This is a genomic window from Silvimonas sp., assembly GCF_031291215.1.
GTDB classification, from domain to species: domain Bacteria; phylum Pseudomonadota; class Gammaproteobacteria; order Burkholderiales; family Chitinibacteraceae; genus Silvimonas; species Silvimonas soli.
This window is the reverse complement of the sequence record NZ_JARLJK010000122.1, coordinates 144302-160985: the sequence shown is the minus strand read 5'-3', so window position 1 is coordinate 160985 and position 16684 is coordinate 144302. Positions and strand designations below refer to the sequence as shown.

The 16684-nt window shown below is 57.2% G+C and carries 15 protein-coding genes; 6 read left to right on the top strand and 9 right to left on the bottom strand.

The annotated features are described in order from the left end of the window. Window positions 1-5 precede the first annotated feature (5 nt). Window positions 6-2606: a hypothetical protein gene (locus tag P4L78_RS13475; RefSeq protein WP_309328500.1), complete on the bottom strand. Its 2601-nt coding sequence runs from the start codon at window positions 2604-2606 to the stop codon at window positions 6-8. 205 nt (window positions 2607-2811) lie between these two features. On the opposite strand from P4L78_RS13475, the gene P4L78_RS13470 reads away from it, so the two are divergent. Next, a complete protein-coding gene (locus tag P4L78_RS13470; protein ID WP_283149851.1) occupies window positions 2812-3648 on the top strand; it encodes an AraC family transcriptional regulator in 837 nt (278 codons plus the stop codon). Here P4L78_RS13470 and P4L78_RS13465 read toward each other — a convergent pair. Next, window positions 3640-4368: a LysE family translocator gene (locus P4L78_RS13465; RefSeq protein ID WP_309328499.1), complete on the bottom strand. Its 729-nt coding sequence runs from the start codon at window positions 4366-4368 to the stop codon at window positions 3640-3642. The genes P4L78_RS13470 and P4L78_RS13465 overlap by 9 nt on opposite strands. A gap of 152 nt (window positions 4369-4520) precedes the next feature. Between P4L78_RS13465 and P4L78_RS13460 the strand changes: the two genes are divergently transcribed. Both P4L78_RS13460 and P4L78_RS13455 read left to right on the top strand, forming a co-directional pair. Beyond that, the gene (locus P4L78_RS13460) at window positions 4521-5219 is read left to right on the top strand and encodes a PadR family transcriptional regulator (RefSeq protein WP_283149853.1); all 699 of its coding nucleotides are present in this window, start codon (window positions 4521-4523) and stop codon (window positions 5217-5219) included. A 213-nt stretch (window positions 5220-5432) separates the two neighbouring features. Beyond that, window positions 5433-6446, top strand: coding sequence for a BamA/TamA family outer membrane protein (locus tag P4L78_RS13455; protein ID WP_283149854.1), 1014 nt, complete (start codon window positions 5433-5435; stop codon window positions 6444-6446). 87 nt (window positions 6447-6533) lie between these two features. Here the strand turns inward: P4L78_RS13455 and P4L78_RS13450 are convergent, their stop codons facing one another. After that, window positions 6534-7232: a siderophore-interacting protein gene (locus P4L78_RS13450; RefSeq protein WP_283149855.1), complete on the bottom strand. Its 699-nt coding sequence runs from the start codon at window positions 7230-7232 to the stop codon at window positions 6534-6536. Window positions 7233-7562: 330 nt separating this feature from the next. Between P4L78_RS13450 and P4L78_RS13445 the strand changes: the two genes are divergently transcribed. Both P4L78_RS13445 and P4L78_RS13440 read left to right on the top strand, forming a co-directional pair. After that, entirely contained in the window at window positions 7563-8237 is a 675-nt protein-coding gene (locus P4L78_RS13445; RefSeq protein ID WP_309328498.1) for a TetR/AcrR family transcriptional regulator, read from the top strand. Then, entirely contained in the window at window positions 8234-8845 is a 612-nt protein-coding gene (locus tag P4L78_RS13440; RefSeq protein WP_309328497.1) for an NAD(P)-dependent oxidoreductase, read from the top strand. Before P4L78_RS13445 ends, P4L78_RS13440 begins: the two co-directional genes overlap by 4 nt. A gap of 174 nt (window positions 8846-9019) precedes the next feature. Here P4L78_RS13440 and P4L78_RS13435 read toward each other — a convergent pair whose 3' ends face one another. The 6 genes from P4L78_RS13435 to upp all read right to left on the bottom strand — a co-directional run bounded on the left by P4L78_RS13435 (window position 9020) and on the right by upp (window position 15685). Beyond that, on the bottom strand, window positions 9020-11155 hold the full coding sequence (locus tag P4L78_RS13435; protein WP_283149858.1) for a TonB-dependent siderophore receptor: 2136 nt from the start codon (window positions 11153-11155) through the stop codon (window positions 9020-9022). A gap of 95 nt (window positions 11156-11250) precedes the next feature. Then, the gene (locus P4L78_RS13430) at window positions 11251-12852 is read right to left on the bottom strand and encodes a PepSY-associated TM helix domain-containing protein (RefSeq protein ID WP_309328496.1); all 1602 of its coding nucleotides are present in this window, start codon (window positions 12850-12852) and stop codon (window positions 11251-11253) included. Further along, window positions 12839-13096: a hypothetical protein gene (locus P4L78_RS13425; protein ID WP_309328495.1), complete on the bottom strand. Its 258-nt coding sequence runs from the start codon at window positions 13094-13096 to the stop codon at window positions 12839-12841. Before P4L78_RS13425 ends, P4L78_RS13430 begins: the two co-directional genes overlap by 14 nt. Further along, window positions 13096-13368, bottom strand: coding sequence for a hypothetical protein (locus P4L78_RS13420; RefSeq protein WP_309328494.1), 273 nt, complete (start codon window positions 13366-13368; stop codon window positions 13096-13098). The genes P4L78_RS13425 and P4L78_RS13420 overlap by 1 nt, the downstream gene beginning before the upstream one ends. A 314-nt stretch (window positions 13369-13682) precedes the next feature. Then, complete coding sequence (locus P4L78_RS13415) at window positions 13683-14924, bottom strand: uracil-xanthine permease family protein (RefSeq protein WP_283149862.1); 1242 nt, start codon at window positions 14922-14924, stop codon at window positions 13683-13685. Window positions 14925-15049: 125 nt separating this feature from the next. Further along, complete coding sequence (gene upp / locus P4L78_RS13410) at window positions 15050-15685, bottom strand: uracil phosphoribosyltransferase (protein WP_283149863.1); 636 nt, start codon at window positions 15683-15685, stop codon at window positions 15050-15052. Between the two features lie 228 nt (window positions 15686-15913). On the opposite strand from upp, the gene P4L78_RS13405 reads away from it, so the two are divergent. Beyond that, window positions 15914-16681 (top strand): hypothetical protein, encoded by a 768-nt coding sequence (locus tag P4L78_RS13405; RefSeq protein WP_309328493.1) that lies wholly within the window; start codon window positions 15914-15916, stop codon window positions 16679-16681. Window positions 16682-16684: the final 3 nt, after the last annotated feature.

Genomic DNA, 16684 nt, shown 5'->3' with positions numbered 1-16684 from the left:
AGTGATTAGCGGAAACGCCGTCCGCCACCCATGCGTCCTTGAAAACCACCGCCATAACTGCTGCGGTCAAAACCATGGAAGTTGTCTGGTCGCTGCACGCCCTGGCCACCCATGCGCTCACCGGCATTCTGGTGCATTTCTCCGCCGCCATTCTGCCCCAGCGACTGCCGCGCCTGACCCGCATTGCTACCTGCGGCCTGCGGCGTGCGTTCTGCCGTGCGCTCGTTGCCGCGATCACGCGCCAGTTGGTCTGTGTTCACACCGGCGTCTGCTGGCGGCTTCACGTTCTTGAACTGGCCGTTCGGCTGCACTTCCTGCCAGCCCTGGCCCTTGTCGTAACGATATACATTGCCGTCTTTCCCGGCATAGACATTGCCACCCGCATTCACCACGCCACCATGCGTCACGTCGCCGGTGTCTTTGTTGTAATGCACATAGCCCGCGCCATTCACATCTCCGGCTGCCCCTTTGCTGTTGAATGAGCCAGCGGCAGTCGCACCATGATCCGAAGTAGTGGCGCCTGAAGTGCTGTGGGTTACCCGACCGGTGTTGGTATTGACGGTAGTTCTCTGACCACCGGCAATGCCATTCCCGGTATTCGGGTTATAGGCCGCAGCGCCTTGCCCTGCCACTGCACGACCGGTTTCCGGGTTGTAACGCACGCCACCTGCCGCTGCGCTGGTCACGCCGGTATAAGCATTGGTGTTACGCCCGGCATAACCATAACCGTGCCCGCCGGTAGCCTCGTTGTAGAAGCTGCCGCGTACAGCGGTGCCATAGTTGCCAGTCCACGGATTGGACCATGCAGCGCGCGTGCCTTGCGCCACGGTATTGCCCCAGCGGCCATAGACGTTACCCACCGCCACCGACGGCCCCCAGTACCATGGCGACGGGCCGTACCAGCCATACCACGGGCCCCAGTACGGGCCATACCAGGCCGAAGCCCAAGCCCATCCAGCCACAAAGCCAAAGCTCCAGCCCACAAAGGCGTCATAACCAAAGGCGACGTTGTAGCCATAGGTAGCCGGGCAGCCGTACCAGACATTGCCCACCCACGCGTTGCAGGTGTAACCCGTGCCGTAGACCACCACGCCGCTGTTGACCACGGTACCGTAGTAACCAGGCGTGTAGCCCACGTAAACCACGTCCGATGTGTGCCCGTAAACATAGACATAAGTCACGTAATGCACGGGCGAGTTAGCGGGGATCGTGTAGATCACGGCAGGCACGGTCAATGCCACCGACCAAGGGCCAGTAGGCGCCGGCGCCATGAACCACACGCCGTTTTGCACCGCGTAATACTGTGTCGGGCTGACCTGAATGACCGGCACGGCGGTGTTCCACGCGTAATTGAGCGCGGTGCCATCAATGGCCTTGAACTGCGGTTGACCTCCATCGTAGCTCACGTTGAGCTTGGCCTGAGCCAGATTGACGCTGGCGGTTTGCGGGATCGAATTGGCGATCAGCGATTCACGTGCCTCCGGCGTGCCAGGGATCGAAGCCAGCACTGCGCTCTTGGCGCTGTCTGAAGGGATCTTGGCAAAGTCGGCCGGCAGCTTTTCACCAGCAACATAAGTCCATGGACCTTTGGTGGAGTTGGCGCTGAACCAGCGGCCAGACAGCAATACGTACCAGGTATTGTCGGTAGCGGAATCCACAAACACGTCGCCAGCCGTGTTTGCAACATAGGCCAGAGATGTGCCGGCAATCTGTGCAAACTGCGGCTCGCCATCGACCATCACCAATTCAGCCGGGCCGGTAGCGGTGTAGATCGCCGGGTACTTGCCCGCAGCCAGTGTCTTTTTCATGGCCTCGGTGGGTTTATCCATGACGTCCACCGTTTTGGCGTTAACTGCCTCTTGCAACGCTTGTTCCAGCCCGGACGAAACCTTGGGCGCAGCGGTCCACGGTCCCGTCAATGCCGGTGCTTTCATCCATTTACCGGCAAAACGCAGATACCAGGTGCCGTCCTCCATCAGCAGCAAAGAACGGGTATTGATAACGCGATTGATGCCCTTGGCGCTGGTTGGCTTCACCGATGGCGAGCCATCAACCAGCACCAGCAAGGCCGGTTCAAACGAGAAAATGATCTGTGGCGGTGTGTTGTTCACGGTCACACTGGCTTGGTCAGCGTCGGCATGATTGATCGCCAGAGTCGCCTCAAGTTGATCCAGGCTCACGGTGAGCGGCTTGTTCGGCATGGCCTTGCGCGCCAGCGTCAGATATTTATTCTGGTTGGTCGAGTCGGTGGGGAAGCTCACCTTGTCGATCACCACGTTATCCAGCAGCACCGTCCGCGCCACCTTGTTGGTATCGGTGCGGGCCGAAAACCAGCCTACGCCGTAGGCCAGCAAATCTTGCTGTTTGCCGTCTTTACCGGTGGCCGTGCCCTTTTTAACCGAGATAGCCAGCCGCCCTTTGAGGGTATTGCCAGACCAGCTATCGAGCTGCGGCTGGTAAAAGGTGATTGCCGTGCCATCCACGGTGTAGTGATGAGGCCATGGCGCGTTAGTGGTCGGCGTCGCTGCGGCAAACGCCGTGGGCGCCAGCGCCAGCATCACGCCGGCGCATAACGCCGCTATGGCCTGAAGCATATTCTTGAACATACCGAGCCCCTTTTGAGGTCTTCAATTGGACCGGAACCGATCATGGCCAAAGCGCAGATCAGTGCCGCGGGGAGGCGTCTGCTTGTGTCATTCTGCTGCCTCCTCCTGCGTTGGTTTTAGTGCATGGACCATAAGTTCACCAGCGGCCAGGTAAATATGCTAGAAATGAGTTCACACCTGATCACGCAAAATTCGCAGAATATCCATGAAAATCAATGAACTGGAACAAACCACCTTTTGGGCCAACCCTGATTGGTATTTTGTGGAAGGTCGCCGCAGCCACAATGGCCGGGCCTGTTACCAGGCACACACGCATCCCACTTTCTCGATCGGGATCGTCGATGCCGGGAGCAGTCTGTTTACGCATCGCGACCAGACGGTGCCATTGCGGCCAGGTTCAGTGGTGATGGTAGGTCCGGACGAGGTTCATGCCTGTAACCCCGAACCGGGCAAGCGCTGGAGCTATCGCATGTTTCACATTGATGCGGCGTGGCTCACCGCGCTGTGGCAACGCTTGGGCCAACCGGCAACGCTGCTCACGCAAGGACATGGCGTGATTCACGATACTGATCTGGTCGCGCAAATCGAGACATTAACCGAACTGCTGGCTGCCGCGCCCGCGCTTGACCCAGCCCGGCGGGTGGCCGCGCTGCAGGCGTGCCTCACACACATCTACCTGCGTGCCAGCGAGTTGTTGCCACAGCAAGCTGTACGGCAGTCCGATCCGCGCATCAGCAAAGCGCTGCAGTTCCTGGCGGGGCAGCGCGGGCAACGCATCACACTGGCGCAACTGGCAAAGGTCGCCGGGGCCAGCCCTTGGCATCTGGTGCGATTGTTCCGCAGCGAACTGGGCATGACACCGCACGCCTGGCTGGTTGATCAACAAATCAATCAGGCGCGGCAACTGGTACGCAACCAGCAATCACTGGCCGACGTAGCCGCGCAGGTCGGGTTTGCCGATCAGGCGCATTTGCAGCGCGTCTTCAAACGCCATGTTGCGGCAACACCGGGGCAATATCGGCTGATCGACCGCTCACGCTGAGCCACCCAGCGCCATACCCACCGCCAGCACCAGCAGTACCATGCCAGCACCAATCTCGATCTGTGACAGATGACGCGTGAGTGCCCCGCCTATGTGCCGATGGCGTAGCAACATGGCCAGTAGCCAATCCCACAGAAACACCGCACTCACCATCCACAGCCCATACCCGGTCTGAATTATCAGCGGCGTTTGCGGACTCACCGCCAGCGTAAACAGGCCCAGATAAAACAACGCGTTTTTGGGATTGAATCCGCCCGAACCCAAACCGCTCAGCAAACCAGAAACCAAACCGCCGGTGGTGCTAGCTGTTGGCGCAGTGTCGGGCAGCGCCTTGCGTGCCAACCCGCCACGCACAAACTGCCAGGCAATCCATATCAGCCACGCGCACCCGGCCCATTTGAGCGCCTGCAACAACACCGCGTTATGACGCAGCAGCGAGAACCCGGCCAGCGCGCACAAGATATAAATCCCGTTGGCCAGCGCGATGCCCAGACACACCCCTAGCGTATGTCGCCGTGACTGGGTCAACGCACTGCGCAGCACCAGCAAGAAGTCCGGGCCGGGGCTTAACAGCGCGAGAAAATGAGTGCCGGCAATCAGCAGGAATTCGTGCCAGAACATGCGTACCACCTTGTCCAGATAAAACTCGAAAGCAGGCAGTCTGGCCAAAACGGGGTGTGCCGGATTGAACAAAATTGCGCGGATGAGACCTGCGAGCACGGGATATCCCTCGCCGCTTATCGCCCAAGCGCTTGACTTCGCTTCTGGCAAAATATATCTTAAGACACATATCGTAAGATATAAAAGCAAAACCAAACCGGCCCAACGAGGCCGGAGATAAACCAAAGCACCATCTACAAAGGAATAACCCCATGAAACAATTCATTCGCAAGCTGCGCGAACATCATCACATGCACCATGAGTGGCATGACCATATGCGCCACATGATTGGCCGTCACGGCCGTGGCCACGGTCACGGTGGCTTCGGCGGCGGTTTTGACGACGAGGCTGGTGGCGGCGGGCGCGATTTTCGCTCGGGCCGCAAGTTGTCTTCCGCCGACCTGCAACTGATCATCCTGGCTTTGCTGGAAGAAAAACCGCGCCATGGTTACGAAGTCATCAAAGCGCTGGAAGAACGTACCAACGGCTTTTACGCGCCCAGCCCCGGCATGGTTTACCCCGCGCTCACCTACCTGGAAGAAGTTGGCCAGGCCAGCGTGACGCAGGAAGGCAACAAGAAGCTGTACGAGATCACCGCTGAAGGTCGCGCCTCGCTGGCAGAAAACCGCCCACGCGTGAATGCCATCCTGAGCAAGCTGACCTTTATCGGCGACAAAATGGACCGCATCCGCGAAGTCTTTGGCGAAAAGCTGGATCGCCATGCGGGCCGCTTTGGCATGAGCGTGGAAGAGGACGGTAGCCGCTTTATTACAGCACTAAATAATGCGCGTTTTGCCCTGAAAGCCGCTTTGCGCTCCAAAATCGGTGCCAGCGAAGCCGAACAACGCCGCATTGCCGCCATCCTGGAAGCCGCGACGCTCGAAATCGAAAACCCCGGCATCACCGAATAAACCCTCACCCGGAGCACTTTGCCCAAGCGCCACCTGATTACTGCAAAGTGACAATTCGCCAACTAAACTGGGTTTGACCGCTCCTAGAGGCTCAAGCCCATGTACACAAAGTTATCAGTACGCCGGCTGCTTGCCGGCGTTTGCATTTTATTAGCCGCTGGCAATGCTCGGGCCTGGCCCAATCTCACCGATCCTGAAGACGGCGCGCTCGACATGAGCGACTATCTTTTGAATCAAAAGGGATTTCTCCCCGTTCCCAGCATCATTACGGAACCGGCGGTTGGCTACGGCGGCGGCGTAGCACTGCTGTTTTTTGATCAATCCATGGCTGAATCCCAAGCCAAAGCCAAAGAAACCGGCACGCTGCAACCACCCAATATCACCGGCTTTGGCGGTATTGCCACTGAAAATGGCACGTGGGGCATGGGCGCGTTCCATTTCCATTCATGGGATGACGACAGCATCCGGTACTTGGGTGCCGTCGCTAAAGTAAATCTCAAAACCGACTACTTTGGCTTGCTGAATGAGCCTCGCGCGTATCAGCTCGACGGCAATTTCCTGGTGCAGCAAGTACTGTTCAAAATCCCCGATACGCGTTGGTATATCGGCCCTCGCTACACCTATCTAGACGCGAAAACCACCTTTACCGGGCAAGTCGCCACCGAATTGGGCGGACTGGAAAAAGACCTCACCATCGGCAAGGGCGGGCTGGTCATCGACTATGACACCCGTGACAACATTTTCTGGCCCAGCCAAGGCACCTATGCAGAGATCGAAGCGCAGTACGCCCGCAGCTGGCTAGCCAGTAGCCAGGACTTTGATACCTACAACGCACGCGTATTCAACTGGTTACCGTTTGGTAAAGAGTGGGTACTCGGGTTGCGCGCGGATGTGCAAGCCACCAGCGGCGACGTGCCGTTTTATGCGCAACCTTTTGTGGATCAGCGCGGCGTGCAGAAAGGCCGCTATCAAGACAAAAACGCCGTCATGCTGGAAACCGAACTGCGCTGGAACGTGACCCCGCGTTGGGCGGCGCTTGGGTTTGTCGGCGCTGGCAAAGCCTGGGGCACCTGGCATACATGGAGCGATGCTTCGACGCCGGTGGGTGTGGGTGTTGGCTTTCGTTATCTGATTGCCCGCAAACTGGGTATGGGCGTGGGGATCGATATCGCTCATAGCCAGGAACAGAATGCCTGGTATATCCAGGTGGGCAGCGCCTGGCATTGAGGCAGATGTGAGGCGTCTTGAATCCCTGTCCACATGAAAATCGGGCCATTGTGCAAACAATGGCCCGATTCAATTACCGGTGAGCGATCAGTTGCGCCGTTCGCCCCAGAAATTCTTTTTGCGCACCCACGCCGCATCAAAACCGCGCTCTTCCAGTAATACGGTATGCACGTCCCGCACTGTGCCCGCAGCACCGGCCAGGTAAATAGTGGTGGGGGCTGGTAAATCCAGCGTCCGGGCGATGCCAGACTGGCGGGATTTGCCATGCAGTTTATCCAGCAGCACAAACGGCAATTGCAACGCGTCGATCACGCGGCCGATTCGGTCATCGCCGTCAATCACCCCTTCACATCGGCCATTGGTTGCTGCTGCAATAGCGGCAAATGGCGCGAGGGTTGTGGCATCACCAAAGAACCAGTGAGCTGCGGCAGTTTGATCAACCGTAATCCGCCCGGAGAATCCGCGAAACCACACGTTGTCACCACGTTCCAGCAAATGGGCCCACGAGCTACCCGGGCCACGGCCGTGCAAATGAATCAATAACTCGATTTCGCCGCGCTCGCGGTCAAAACGGTACACCGAGTACTTGCGCCGGACTTGCATGGCTGGGCCATCGACAAATACCGCGATCTCCATACCAGGTTCATACCCGGTCATCTGCGAGATGCCGTCCGCACTGAGCACCACATGCCGGATCACGCCCTCCAGCGTGGTGGCACGCAACACGGTGGCGCGCTGAATGGTTTCGCCTTTGATCAAGGCCTTGAAGCTTTCAATCACACCCATGCTGCATCTCCGCTGAAATGACCTGGTACTGCCCCGCTTTGCCACGACCGGGTTTGCCCGGTGCGACTGTCGTTGGTAAGTCTCATGATTTTTCCTTTGTGGCTGTTATTGGCATAGCGGTGTCTTTGCACCTTTTTATATCTTACGATATAAGTCTTAAGATATATCTAACGACTGTATCGACGCAAGCTTCCATCAAAGAAAAACCAGGAAAAACACTGCCACCAGTCGGAACAAACAACTCTGTATAAAAATACGAGCATTTACTCGTATAATGAGCGCATTCTATGAGTAATTACTCGCGTTTCCTACTCGCATCCTGGAATGAACATGGCAGACCTCCCCAGCCCAAGAAAATCGCCACGTCAGGCCCGTTCGCAAGTCATGGTCGAGACCATTTTGCAGGCCACGGCTCGCGTTTTAACCGAGCGTGGTTACGCTGGCACCAACACCAATCTGGTCGCCGAATGCGCGGGTGTCAGCGTGGGCTCGATTTACCAGTATTTTCCGAACAAAGACGCATTGATCACCGCCCTGCATGATCGCCATTCCAATGAAATGGTCGCGCTGATCTCCAATGCGATCGCTGAGGTGTATTCGGTTGATCTGCAAACCGCCGTAGAACGGATAGTAGAAGCGGTGCATGAAGCGCATTTGCTGGAACCGGAAATGCATCGCGCGCTGGAAAACGGCGATATGCAATGCCACGACCAGGCGCATCACGAGGGCTACGTGACCATCGCGGCGCAGGTACTGAATTTGCTTAAACACCATCGGGCGGCCATTCGGGCAGAAAACCTGGAACTCGCTGTCTGGACCTGTATGAAGATCATTGAAACCATGGTTCACAGCGCCGTGCTCGATCCTCCCCCGCAGTTCAGCCAGGCCGAAATCCGCCGGGCAATTGTGGCTGCAGTGATGGGCTATCTGGTCTACGCGACCCCGGCGCTTGATCCAGCAACCAAGCCATTGCCAACTGTTCTCATCAAGGAAGCGTCATCATGAAAATCGCCATCATCGGAATTACCGGCCGTGCGGGTTCGCGCATCGCCACCGAAGCTTTAAGCCGCGGGCACGAGGTAACCGGCATTGTGCGCACGCCGGGCAAGGCCGACGTACCGACCGGAGTAGACGTCAAACAGGGCGATGCGACGCAGCCAGAAAGCATTGCAGCTGCCTTGCGCGGCTACGATGCGGTGGTCAGCGCAGCGCGCTTTCAGACCTTGACCGCAGCGCCATTGCTGCAAGCAGTCAAAGCCGCCGGGGTGAAACGTTTGGTCGTGGTTGGCGGCGCCGCCAGCCTTGAAGGCTCTCCCGGCCAGCTGGTGCTCGATAGCCCGCATTTCCCCGCCGAATACAAACCGGAAGCCACTGCTGGCAAGCGCTTCCTGGACGATCTGCGCCGCGAATCCAGCGTGGAATGGACGTTCATCTCCCCTTCCGCCGAATTCGGCCCCGGCGAGCGCACCGGCCAATTCCGGCTGGGCTCACAGCAATTGCTCAAGGATGCCAACGGCAAAAGTCATATCTCGATGGAAGACTATGCGATTGCCCTGGTAGATGAACTTGAAAAACCGCAGCATGTGCGGGAGCGGTTTACGGTGGGGTATTGAGGGAAAGTAGCGCGTTTCCGGCCTGGCCCCGGTATTTTCAAAGCGGCGCGCGTGATATTGGCCGGATACGCCCTGCTGTAAACAACAAGGGCTTCTTATAAGAGACAAGAAGCCCTTGTCCAACTCATGCTCATCGATCAGTAGCAGCCCATTGCTACTACTCCAACCCGGTTATTAGAATTCCAGTTGCGCCGAAGCCTTCAGCATCCGAGGTGTCCCCTGGTTCAGGATAAAGCCCCAGCTAGTCAGCCAGTATTTCTCGTTGGTCACGTTGTCCAGATTCAAACGCAGCGTCACTTTCTGGGTATTCCAGTGCGTCACATAGCGCGCGCCCAGATCAAACAAGGTATATGACGGCGCAATGTTGCTGTTGTCCGCTTCCAGCGCACGGTCACCCACATACTGCGCGCCCGCAGTTAGTGCCAGGCGGTCGATTTGCGGCACCGCATATTCAACGCCGGCACTAGCCTGGAAGCGTGGTGCGCCATAAGCCCGTTTGCCATTGATATCAGCCGACGCGTTCACATTGCTGGCATCCAGCCACATGGTGCTGCCGGTCAGCGTCCAGTTTTTGGCAAGTATGGTAGAGCCGTTCAGTTCCAGCCCTTGATAGCGGGTTTCGCCGTTTTGCACGAACGTGGCATTGGAATTCACATATTCAAGACCGCGATTCACCCGGAACAAAGCGGCAGACGCACCCCAAGTCTGGTATTCCGCCTTCACGCCCACTTCGTACTGCTTGCTTTTGAGTGGCGGCATGATGGCGTTGGGGTTGCTGGCATAAGCCGGGGCGGTGCCGCCCTGTTCCAGCGATTCCACATAGCTGCCGTAAACAGAGACAGGCTCAACCGGTTTGTAGATCAACGCAATCGTGGGCGTGACTGGCGAGCGGTCATATTTGGCCGTCACCGCACCGGCCATGTCGTAGCCGGTCTGGGAATAATCGTTGTAACGCAGACCCAGAATGGTGGACCACTGGTCGTTGAACTTCACCGTGTCACTGGCAAAGACGGCTTTCTGCGTCGTTTTGGAACTCAGATAAGTTCCATTGTCGTAATTGGTGTTGGGGTTGGGAAACACCGTCATGTTGTAGATGTTGCCGCTGCCCAGTTCGGTCGAAGCAAAATTGTCCGGATAGTCTTCTTTCTGATCTTGCCAGGACACGCCAAACACCAGTTCATGCTTGATGGAACCAGTCTGCAGATGGCCGTTGAGCAATGCTTGCGCAGTCTGATAGTCGTAAACCGAATAGCCGCCCCACTGCAGCTCGGAATAGCCGCCGCTATTATCGGTCAGGAAAATGGCACTATCGCGGTTTAGCCGATCCTGTTTGGCGTAGCGATACGACAGCCGGGCGTCCCATTGCGGATTAATCGCCCAAGTCAGATCGGTACCGGCGACTTTGTAGCTGGTTTCGTAATAAGTGAACGGGGATGCCAGGCGCTGGCTGCCATCCAGCGCGGACGGAATCTTCACCGGTTCAGCCACGGTCAGGCCGTAATCCTGCGCCAGGATGGCACCGTAATACGCGCCATCGACGCGACGTTTGTTGTACAGCGCATCCACCGACCACACCACATCCGGCGTGATGCGCATGTCTGCTGCAATCGAAGCGGTAGTGCGTTTGACATAGCCCTCGTCCACCGCCGTATCGCCCTGCTCCTGCACGGCATTCAGGCGATAACCAAAGCGGTTGTCATTACCAAAGCGCCCGCCCAGATCAGCCGCAGCCTTGAATACGCCATCGCTCTCAAAACCGGCAGTGACGCTGGCGTACGGCGCGTTGGTCGGCCGCTTGAGTACGTAATTGAGAATGCCGCCCGGCGCGCCAAAGCCATACATAAAGCCAGACAGGCCCTTGAGCAATTGCACTTGGTCGAACACTTCCAGCGGCAGGTCACTACCCCACGCCGGTGCGCCCAGGCCATCAATCTTGATGCCATTCAACGTATCGATCTGCATGCCGCGCACGCTGATGGCGCTGTTTTCGCCCGCATAGCTGTTGCCAATGCTGGTCACGCTGGCGTCGTTTTTGAACGCTTCAGAAATTTGCGAAGATTGCTGATTCTGGATTTGCGCCGCACTCACTGCCGTGACTGAAAACGGCGTGTCGCGGATAGCTTGATCACCCAGCGCGCCATTGCTGGTGGACTGCACCCGATAGCTTTCCAGGGTAGATTGCGGTTGCGCGGTGGCGGTGACATCCACATTGGACAATACGGCGGCATCTTCGGCGAAAGCATGCGGAACAGCGCACAAAGCCGCAATTGCAAAAGCCAGCGGACGCAAACGAAGTGTATGGCGAGGCATGAAGGTTCCCTGATTGAAAGGTAAGGTCTGCCCTGACCTGAGGCGGTCGGGCCTGTTTTGATATGGATTTGGTAAAACTGGAGGTACTGCTGGATTTATGCGGTATTGATGGCTGGAACGCGGCGCGGCGGCGCAGAAGTCATGGCCCAGACGCTGTTGGCTTGGCCTGCTTGCTGACGGCGCCGGGTCAGACGCGCCAACCAGAGAAAACCTCCGCCCATGAGCAGCGCAATGGCATCGACACCAAAGATTTGCCAATCGCCACGCCATGGGGTGATCAGCAGGTAATCACCCGTTAGCAGGCCGTTGGCCAGCGGAATGCAGAAGGTCATCAACGCAGCAGCGCGCAGCAGATGCACGGCGGCGACGATGGGTGGGCGGGTAAAAGCAAAGAGCAGCGCGCAGAAGAATAGGCCGTAGCAAACTTCGCGTTCTAACAGCGGGACATCCAGATTCAGTGCCGCGCCCAGTTGCGCCGCCACAAACGCACCCGATATCGCTACGCAAGTACCGATGCATACGCCTATCGTGGCCTGCGCCATGTGGTATGGCGCCCGCCCCTGCTGTTCCTGGCGCGATTTGCGGCGCGATTCCACCCACAGCAAATTGCCGGAATAAAACAAAAAAGCGCCCATCAGCCCTAGCACAAAGTACAGCCACTTCACTGCGTAATGACCAAAGCTGCCAAAGTGCAGGCTGTATGCGCCGCTCATGGTGGCGTGGTTGATGTCTCGTTCACCGGCAATCTGGGTATCCAGAATATGCCCGTCCGCCAGGTGCACACCGATGTTGCCGTACGGCGCCAGCGAGCGTTCGGAATTACCGCGCACCGCCGCTTCAGCGTTGGCATCGCCATAATTGAGCAGCGTCAGCGCGCTGGCTTCAAAATCTGGCGCTTGTTGGCGCGCACGCTCCAGCAACTCGGGCAAGGGCAACATGACGGCGGATTTGTTGGCTGCAGGTGTCTCAGTGGTCACGTCCAGTGCGCCATTGATCTTGCCCATCAAATTGCCGCCATAAGCCAACGTATCAAACCCGGTCAGCAGCAAGCCGTACAGGCAGAACACCGCTGCGGTAGTGGCAAAAATGATATGAAACGGCAGGCTGAATACACCAATCAGGTTGTGCGCGTCTTGCCACAATCGTTTCAGATTTTTGCCCGCACGCAAGGCCAGCAAATCTTTGCTCAACCGTGGCAAATGAATCAGCAGACCCGACACCAGCGCCAGGCCGTACAACACGCTGACCACGCCCATGAAATAAATCCCGCCAACCGGAATACCCAGCGAGTAATGCACTGCATTGATAAAGCTGGTCAGGTCGGACTCAGGCTTGGCTGTGCCATCCATATGAGCCAGCGTGGCGCTTTGCCAGTCTTTTTTGGCGGTATCGAACCACCACGCCACATAACGTGAACCGGTTTCCGTAGGCAGTTGCAGACTCAAACGAGCTTTGGCATCGGGGTGCGCTGCGATCACGCGATCGATCAGCAACTGCCCTTCGGCCGGTGTTTCGACATGCTGGCTACGGTTGGCTGGGTTCTGCCAGATAGCAATGTCGTCCTGGAACACCGTAATGGCACCGGCATAAAACGCCACAAACAAGGCAAAGCCAGCCAGCAAGCCGGTCCAGGTGTGCAGGCTTTGAAAGAGACGTAACGTAGCGGAAGATGGCGACGGCATTTCAGGCAAGCGCATGACGCGTCCCCCACAGCAACAGATAAACCAACAGATTGAGCGCCAGCAGCAAACTCCACGCTTTGGCGGTGGAACGAAACAAGGTGCTACCAGCCATGATGCCAACCCACAACGGTGCAAACAGCAGCAGCGCTGGCACAATCAGGTGCGACCAGCCACCTGGCGCCAGGCGGGTCAGCAATCCGATAATGGCAATCGAAAGCGGCAAACCCAGCACCGCGCCTGCAGAGAAACGCCACCACATTAGCGGGCACCTGCTGCGGCTTTACGCGGTACCAGCAACGCCAGCGCAGGCAAGGCGATCCAGCTCAGTACAGTGGTCACCAGCGCGGCAAACACCCCTGCCCCGACGCCCAGTTGCCATACCCACAGTACGGTGGCGGCCAGCAGCAATACTGCGCCGATCCGACGCCCAACCCAGCCAGCAGACTGCGCCAGCAAAGACTGGTTAGGCGCGGCCAGGTACGTCCCGGCGGCCCCGGCAACGGTTAACAAAATGGCAAAAATAGTAATCATCAAAGGTCGAGCCTGCGGTTGGATCGCCGCGCGCAATGCTCATGCGGCGGGATCAGCATTTATCAGGACGTCATATTAATGATAACTGTTCTCATTTACAACCTTAAAAGGTCAGAGATACACGCAGATACTTGATGAAGTTCAAATCCTGTCCGGCAAATTGCGGTTTGGCGCGGCGATTTGAACAGGCATGCGAGCCTGAAAACAAAAACCCGGATGCTCAGGCGAGCGATCCGGGTTTTGTTTTTCAGACACATACTTGGGAGATTGCCGCGTTTATCTTTCAAAACGAGACGAATCACCCCATCAGGCAATTAGATATCCTGCCCTTCCACAATGCCGTCGCGCTGCTTGTCTTGCGGCAGGATCAGGTTAAGCACAATCGCCAGAATACTGACCAAACCCACGCCTGCCAGATTCAAACCGCCCAGCTTCAACGTCAGGCCACCAATCCCGCAAGTCAGGATCACAGCGACGATCACCAGATTGCGCGGGGCCATCAGGTCTACCTTGGCGTCGATCAGCGTTTTCAGGCCGATGCTGGCGATAGTGCCGAACAATAGCACCATGATCCCGCCCATCACGGGCAGCGGAATCGATTGCAGGATGGCGTTGAACTTGCCAAAGAACGCCAGGATTACGGCCAACACAGCGGCGTAGGTCATGATCACCGGGTTGAAGTTGCGGGTGATCATCAGCGCGCCGGTGACTTCGGAATACGTGGTGATCGGAGGGCCACCGATCAGACCGGCAAAGCACACGCCCAGGCCGTCGCCGGTCAGGGTGCGATGCAAACCAGGTTTGGTGGTGTAGTCGTTACCCGTGACCTTGCCAACCGCCATGACCGCGCCGATATGCTCAATGGCCGGAGCAATCGCTACTGGCAACATAAACAGAGCCGCCGCCCAGTTCACTTCTGGCGAAACAAAGTGCGGCATGGCAAACCACGGTGCCGCTGCAATACCGCCGAAATTCACGATCCCCATAAACGCGGCGACGACATAACCCACGATCACGCCCGACAAAATCGGCACCAGCCGCAACAGGCCACCGGCAAACACAGCCACGATAATGGTCGTTGCCAGAGAAATCGCTGCCAGCAACATCGATGGACCATATTCCACCAATTGCTTGCCACCACCCTGCCCCATGGCCATGCCGGATGCAGCAACGGCGACCGACAAACCGATCACCATGATCACCGGGCCGATCACCACCGGCGGCAACAGGCGGTTAATCAACGACATGCCGCGCCACTTGATGATGGCGGCAACCACAAAGTACATAAACCCGGCAAAGAACAGACCGAATTGAGTGGCGGCCTGACCCCAGGTTTGCATGGCAAAAATGATCGGGCCGATAAATGCGAACGATGAACCCAGAAAAATCGGCACTTGCCGCCCGGTAAGCAACTGGAACATCAGCGTGCCCACGCCAGCGCCAAGCAGCGCCATGGCGGGGTTAAGTCCGGTGAGTAACGGCACCAGCACCAGCGCGCCAAAGGCGACGAACAGAATCTGCGCGCCCGATATGAACTGTTTTACGGTTGAAAACATGGTATCCCCTTCCTGATTTATGATTTTTAGGGTTTTGCGTGGTGGCTCAGGCTTGTGGCCTGGAGCCGGACAAAACAATGCCGGGAATCCCCCGGCGTTGTTTGTAATTACTGATTTTGCATGGCTTACGACTTGTGCACAGTACCGAAAATCTTGTCACCGGCATCGCCCAACCCCGGGATGATATATCCGTGCTCGTTCAGGTGGCTATCGAGCGCGGCAGCATAAATCTGCACGTCTGGATGAGATTCGTTCACCAGCTTGACGCCTTCCGGCGCGGCGACCATCACAATCGCCTTGATCTCTTTACAGCCTTTGCGCTTGAGCATCTCAATGGTTGCCACCAGCGAGCCACCGGTCGCCAACATCGGGTCAATGATCAGTGCCAGACGATCATGCAAGTCGCCAACGAATTTCTCGAAATACGGCTCTGGCTGCAGCGTTTCTTCATTACGCGCCAGACCAACCACGCTGATCTTGGCCGACGGCACCAGATCCAGCACGCCATTGAGCATGCCGATACCGGCACGCAGAATCGGCACCACAGTCAGCTTCTTGCCCTTGATCTGTTGCACGGCAATCGGGCCACACCAACCCTGAATGGTTTTAGGCTCCAGTTGCAGATCGCGCGTGGCTTCGTACGCCAGCAAGCGCGCCAGTTCTTCAGTCAGCAGCCGGAATTTATTGGTACTGGTGTCCTCCGCACGCAGAAGGGCAAGTTTGTGTTGCACCAACGGGTGGTCAACGACGGTGAGTTGCATGGCGTGCTCCGGACTGATTGTCTACATGATGATGCGCGCATTTTACCGGCTGTGCCGATCGTTGCCATCAGTAGAAATAGCATAGGCCATGGCATGAGCATGTGCAGTGGCCAGATCGCCGCTAAACGTTCTCGCAACAGTTATTCAAACCGGTTTGAAAAGCGTTTAAAGCTTATCTAGACTGGCGTTTTGCCACCGCTTCTTTCACTAAACGTCCAGAGACTCGTCATGAATACCAAACAGGCACTGCTTACCCGGCTGGATGAAATCGGCCAGTCACTGGCACACAGCGGCCAGGCGCTGGCGCTATTTGGACTGGGTTCCGTTGGCGTGGAGGTAGCGCGCGTCGACAAATGGTCTGATCTGGATTTTTTTGCCATTGCCGCACCCGGTTTCAAGCAACGGTTTATCGATAACCTGGATTGGCTTGGCAATATCCGCCCGCTGGCATGGCATTTTCGCAATACGATAGACGGGCACAAGGTCTTGTTTGAAGACGGCATTTTTTGTGAATTTGCCGTTTTCGAAATAGACGAACTACCTAATATCGCCTACGCGCCGGGCCGCATGATCTGGAAAAAACCGGAAGTGCCCGACAGCATTTGTCTGCCCTCTTTCACCCCAAAGCGGGAAAACCGCAGCACCGACTGGCTGGTCGATGAAACCTTGGGCAATTTGTATGTGGGCATGGCGCGTTACAAGCGCGGCGAAAAACTCTCTGGCTTTCGCTTTGTACAGGTTGATGCGGTCAATCGCGTAATGGAACTGGCGGCTCATCTTGAAACGGCCCAGGCCAGCGTGTTTACCGACATCTATGCGAACGAACGGCGCTTTGAACAGCGCTTTACCCAAACCGCCACGGCCCTGCCCGATTTGATGCAAGGCTATGCGCGCACACCACGCTCGGCGCTCGCCATCCTGGCCTGGCTGCAGGCGCATTTTGCCGTGAACACACGCATGGCCAGCGAAATCTGCAGTCTGTGCGGTACAGACTGACTG

Coding starts and splice junctions, on each gene's coding strand:
- P4L78_RS13475 (WP_309328500.1), bottom strand. CDS start 2,606: ATGTTCAAGAATATGCTTCAGGCCATAGCGGCGTTATGCGCCGGCGTG.
- P4L78_RS13470 (WP_283149851.1), top strand. CDS start 2,812: ATGAAAATCAATGAACTGGAACAAACCACCTTTTGGGCCAACCCTGAT.
- P4L78_RS13460 (WP_283149853.1), top strand. CDS start 4,521: ATGAAACAATTCATTCGCAAGCTGCGCGAACATCATCACATGCACCAT.
- P4L78_RS13455 (WP_283149854.1), top strand. CDS start 5,433: ATGAGCGACTATCTTTTGAATCAAAAGGGATTTCTCCCCGTTCCCAGC.
- P4L78_RS13450 (WP_283149855.1), bottom strand. CDS start 7,232: ATGGGTGTGATTGAAAGCTTCAAGGCCTTGATCAAAGGCGAAACCATT.
- P4L78_RS13445 (WP_309328498.1), top strand. CDS start 7,563: ATGGCAGACCTCCCCAGCCCAAGAAAATCGCCACGTCAGGCCCGTTCG.
- P4L78_RS13440 (WP_309328497.1), top strand. CDS start 8,234: ATGAAAATCGCCATCATCGGAATTACCGGCCGTGCGGGTTCGCGCATC.
- P4L78_RS13435 (WP_283149858.1), bottom strand. CDS start 11,155: ATGCCTCGCCATACACTTCGTTTGCGTCCGCTGGCTTTTGCAATTGCG.
- P4L78_RS13430 (WP_309328496.1), bottom strand. CDS start 12,852: ATGCGCTTGCCTGAAATGCCGTCGCCATCTTCCGCTACGTTACGTCTC.
- P4L78_RS13425 (WP_309328495.1), bottom strand. CDS start 13,096: ATGTGGTGGCGTTTCTCTGCAGGCGCGGTGCTGGGTTTGCCGCTTTCG.
- P4L78_RS13420 (WP_309328494.1), bottom strand. CDS start 13,368: ATGATTACTATTTTTGCCATTTTGTTAACCGTTGCCGGGGCCGCCGGG.
- P4L78_RS13415 (WP_283149862.1), bottom strand. CDS start 14,924: ATGTTTTCAACCGTAAAACAGTTCATATCGGGCGCGCAGATTCTGTTC.
- upp (WP_283149863.1), bottom strand. CDS start 15,685: ATGCAACTCACCGTCGTTGACCACCCGTTGGTGCAACACAAACTTGCC.
- P4L78_RS13405 (WP_309328493.1), top strand. CDS start 15,914: ATGAATACCAAACAGGCACTGCTTACCCGGCTGGATGAAATCGGCCAG.